The sequence below is a fragment of the Psychromonas sp. genome, from assembly GCF_041586535.1.
Lineage (GTDB): Bacteria > Pseudomonadota > Gammaproteobacteria > Enterobacterales > Psychromonadaceae > Psychromonas.
The window spans coordinates 1-4,221 of sequence record NZ_JBFGZY010000208.1 but is presented as its reverse complement, the minus strand read 5'-3'; the positions used below and the strand labels follow the sequence as shown (position 1 = coordinate 4,221).

Annotated in this window: 4 protein-coding genes; 1 reads left to right on the top strand and 3 read right to left on the bottom strand. The window is 43.2% G+C overall.

Features of this window, described 5'->3' with window-relative positions; all coding sequences use genetic code 11:
* Positions 1 to 418: 418 nt before the first annotated feature.
* The 3 genes from ptsP to ABZA00_RS16495 form a co-directional block, all read right to left on the bottom strand.
* On the bottom strand, positions 419 to 2,677 hold the full coding sequence (gene ptsP, locus ABZA00_RS16505; protein WP_372883247.1) for a phosphoenolpyruvate--protein phosphotransferase: 2,259 nt from the start codon (positions 2,675 to 2,677) through the stop codon (positions 419 to 421).
* Positions 2,678 to 2,799: 122 nt separating this feature from the next.
* Positions 2,800 to 3,105 carry a DUF2007 domain-containing protein gene (locus tag ABZA00_RS16500; protein ID WP_372883246.1) on the bottom strand — a complete coding sequence of 102 codons (306 nt, stop codon included), beginning with the start codon at positions 3,103 to 3,105 and terminating at the stop codon, positions 2,800 to 2,802.
* A gap of 310 nt (positions 3,106 to 3,415) precedes the next feature.
* Entirely contained in the window at positions 3,416 to 3,589 is a 174-nt protein-coding gene (locus ABZA00_RS16495; protein WP_372883245.1) for a hypothetical protein, read from the bottom strand.
* A 277-nt stretch (positions 3,590 to 3,866) separates the two neighbouring features.
* On the opposite strand from ABZA00_RS16495, the gene ABZA00_RS16490 reads away from it, so the two are divergent.
* A complete protein-coding gene (locus ABZA00_RS16490) occupies positions 3,867 to 4,073 on the top strand; it encodes a zinc ribbon domain-containing protein (protein WP_372883244.1) in 207 nt (68 codons plus the stop codon).
* Positions 4,074 to 4,221: the final 148 nt, after the last annotated feature.

The following is a 4,221-nucleotide window of genomic DNA, read 5'->3' as shown; positions in this document are numbered from 1 at the left end:
CACGTTTAGCCAAAACTTGGCCGACTTCGTCTTTAGAAAGAAGAGTTTCGATTTGATGATTTAAGCGCTTTAATTCTGTATAAGAGAGAGCATCAATACAGTGTTGGAAAGCGGTGAAAGTTACTTTATCCATCACATTCCCCCTATAAGATTGGATACTACTATGAGTATAGTTAATACCAACACTTAAATGGAACAGCGCCAATTATAACCAGTGTTATTAATTCTGCAAGCAACATGAGCACTTCGTGCTCAAGACCTTATATCCACGAGCTAAAGCAGCGGAGTTTTACGGTCTAATCTGATAAATTAAATTTTCATCTCCTGTAAACGTCATTTTTGCAAATTCATTTCAAAAGTCGTTTAAGTGAGCATTTGCAAACGCATAAATAGGCTTAAATAGCGACGACCCGAGTAGTTACAATGGATTAATGCTGTTATTGTTATCGATATTAATACCTAAGTTTGCCAATGTGGCGTAACCCAGTTGCCGAATTGCAGCTGCATTATCAAGCAGTAAGGCTTGTCGGGTAAACTCCTGTGCATCTGCTGTTGAAAGCGAGCGGATGATCCACTTAATCAATGGCAATTTGGACGAACTCAGGCTTACCCTGCGAACCCCAAGTCCAATTAACAGCATCACGGCAACAGGATCTGAGCCCATTTCTCCGCATAAGCTTAACGGAATAGTGTAAGTTTCCGCTATCTGTACAATTCGTTGCAGTTCATGAATGACGGCAGGATGAAGCGAGTCAAATAATTTGCCGACAAAGGGATTATTCCTATCTGTTGCTAATAGATATTGTGATAAATCATTTGAACCAATAGAAATAAAATCTATTTTCTTATGCCAGAATTGCAGTAGCGGAATAACGGCGGGAACTTCAACCATTATGCCTATTTTGGGGCGTTCCGGGGCGACACCTTCCTCAGACAGCTGCATACAAGCCATATCAACCAACTCGATGCATTTATCTAGTTCTGCAGTGGAGCTCAGCATAGGCAGTAAAATATGGATATTTTTTTGTCCCTCTGCAGCGCGAATAATTGCGCGCAACTGAGTCATCATTAATTGTAAATTAGCTAGTGTAAAACGAACGCCCCGCCAGCCTAATGCAGGATTTTCTTCTTCAATAACAGGAAGGTAAGGCAGAGGTTTATCTCCCCCCACATCCAACGTGCGAATATAAACGGGCTTACCGTCATAGGCCTTGATGACCTGTTGATAGACCTGAATCTGATCTTCTTCTGAAGGCAGGTTATCACGGACCATAAAAGGAATTTCAGTACGAAAAAGGCCTATCCCGTCCGCTCCGTGACGCAGTCCGGGCATGATGTCCGCCTGCAGTCCGGAATTGGCAAATAATTCGATGCGTACTCCGTCAGTTGTCATCGCCGGTTTGTCAATTAGCTGCTGTAATTTCTGATCAATGTGTAACTGACTCCCCGCCAGGATTTTATACTCTTTGAGTACCGGCTTGGAAGGATTACGAATAATCTGCCCTATATTACCGTCAACGATAACCTGCTCGCCGCTTTTCAATCCTTTTAACTCACCGGTGCCCATTACAGCGGGAATGCCTAACGCGTTTGCAAATACGGATATATGTGACAATGCGGCACCGGAAAAGCAGACAATCGCGACAAGTTGATCTGCAGGCAGACTTATAATATCTGATACGCTTATCTGGTTGCCGATCAATACAATAGGAGTCCCTCGCCCAAGTTTAGGTTGTGAAACATTTTTGCCTAACCAGACTTGGTAGAGTTTATCGCCCAGGTAAAGCATATCATCACGCCGCGCCCGGAGATAAGGATCGTTCATACTTTGGAATATATCTGAAAAATAGCGTACAGTATGTTTGATCGCAGTAAGTAAACTTAAGCCATTGCCGAGATAGCTTTCAACTTTATCACCAAAGGTACGATCGGCCAGTAGCACCTGATAAATATCAGCAATTGAAGCAAGGCTCCCGCCTAAATTTTTTTCAACTGCGTCACGCTCTCTGTGCATTTCGGCGGCAACTGCCGTTTTTAATTCTCGCCACTGTGCCAGTTCATGAGTCGGCTCCAGGGCATTTGAATCAGGAAAATCCATCAGGCATTCAGACTTAACCAGTTGAACTTTTCCGATGGCTGTACCTGATGCTCCGCTAAGTCCCTTGGAACGAAGATTGTGTTTGGAAAGCACGCCTTTTTCCTGAGGTATAGCAGATACTAATAGCGCAAGGTGTGATGCAAGCGTTGAAACAAAAGCTTCTTGTTCTTGACCTAATAACTCCGACTTGCGGCTCTGCACCACCAAAACACCAATAACCTCACCGCGGTCAACTAATGGAGTACCACAAAAACTGTGAAACGCCTGCTCATCGGATTGGCGGATAAAATAATAGTCAGGATGTTCGGCAGGCTCGGTTATATTCAGGGTATGCCGGGATTCGGCCACCAATCCAACCAGCCCCAAATGTTGCGGAATAATTATTGGATGCCTACTTGGTAGCCCATGTGTTGCCAGTAGCGCCATATCATTATTGCTGTTCCGTCGGTAGATGGTGCACACATCGACATTTATTACCTCTTTAATCGCACTGACTACCAGCTGAACCTGCTCATTAGGGCTTTTTGCCAGGGATGCTTTGTGGGTAATACGGGTCAGTTCAAACATGAAATTATTCAAAACAGAGAGACTCCACATTCAGGCTTATTTTAATTACCGCCTGCTTTTAACCAGGTTGAGGTGATTCAGCGTTTGCCTTTTGTATAGGAGTGCTTTTATAGGCATATACAAAAGGCAAGAAGTTATATCTTTTCACGCTGGCAATTCCAGCATATTTCAAAAGAGGGATCATTTTTCTCAGAGCAGTTTTTACAGATCCAATCGGCTGCATTGTTACTTCTTTGCGAAGATTTCACAATTTCTACTGCGCGATCATAATCTGCATCATCAATTACCCAAACTTCAGGCCATGAATCGAATGCGGATATTTCGCCCACGGCCCCCTGTGCGAATTCATTTTTGATAAAAGTGTTTATCTCTTGTGCTTCGATAAGGTTTTTTACATTGTTCACAAGAAAATGACTTTCGTTGCTATAAACCAGTTTCATAATTGAATACTCATCACAGTGTATCAGATCGCATTCGTACCAATGCGCCCTATCGTCCTTTCGTTGGTTCTACTTATAGCATAACCAGTTATTTATAAACAGAGAGTTGTATTCATTTTAAACTCTGCTTTGCGCAGGTTTTGCGTTTTTCTTTTTGAGTATAATTGATCAGGTCAACATACTCAGGCTTACAGCTCAAGCTTCGTCAAGAGCTGTGCTGCTGACTCTTGGATCCTTTCCAAGGTCCGAATCATTTCATCTCCGTTAAACGCACTCTTATTGCATGGACAACCGCGTTTTTTTAAGGATGCTAAAAAGTGTCGATATCTGCACGACTAATATCGAGATGGGTAACGAAACGCATTGGCTCACCAGGACTAATTAAAAGATCTTGCTCTTTAAGCAGTTCATACAAGCGTAGCTGATCTAGCTTTGCATCAAATTTGGCGAATACCATATTGGTTTGAACAAACTCCAGATTCACCTTAATACCAGGAGTGATGGCAAACGGTAAACTGGCGCGTCATATTGCAGACGTTGGATTATACGAGTTTAGGCGCCAGCTTACTTATAAGTGCGAATGGGCGAATGCTTTATTAGTTAACCTCAACTCTGGATAGTGGGCATTATAATAGATGAAGTTATCTTTATTGACTCTGGTAGGGCTCAATGCCGGAATTTTCGTTCCTTTCAAGGCCAGGTTGTGAAGTAATAGCCGGCTATTACAAGCAAACTTAACGCAGAAAGGGGCGAAAAGAGCGGTGTTGAGGGATGTCGCTTATCCAGAGTTGAGGTTAGTTATTGCCGAGCGTTGGTTTGCATCGAGCAAGCTCTGCTGTGATTGTGGTAGCCACAATCCGAATTTAAAGCTGAGTGATCGGACGTACAATTGCAGTTGTGGTAACAGCAAGTGCCGGGATTATAACGCTAGAGCACCATATAGTTTAAAAAACGAACGCCAGAGCTGACTAAAAGTCGCTCAGGCAAGGCGTGTTAGCGAAGGAATAGAGATCTCTTTCGAGCTGACACAACGCAGAATGAGCGATTTTTAGGCGCTCCCGAAGGTCGAGGCCCAAATGGTGCTGTTTTTTTAAACTATATGGCGCTCTAGTCTAT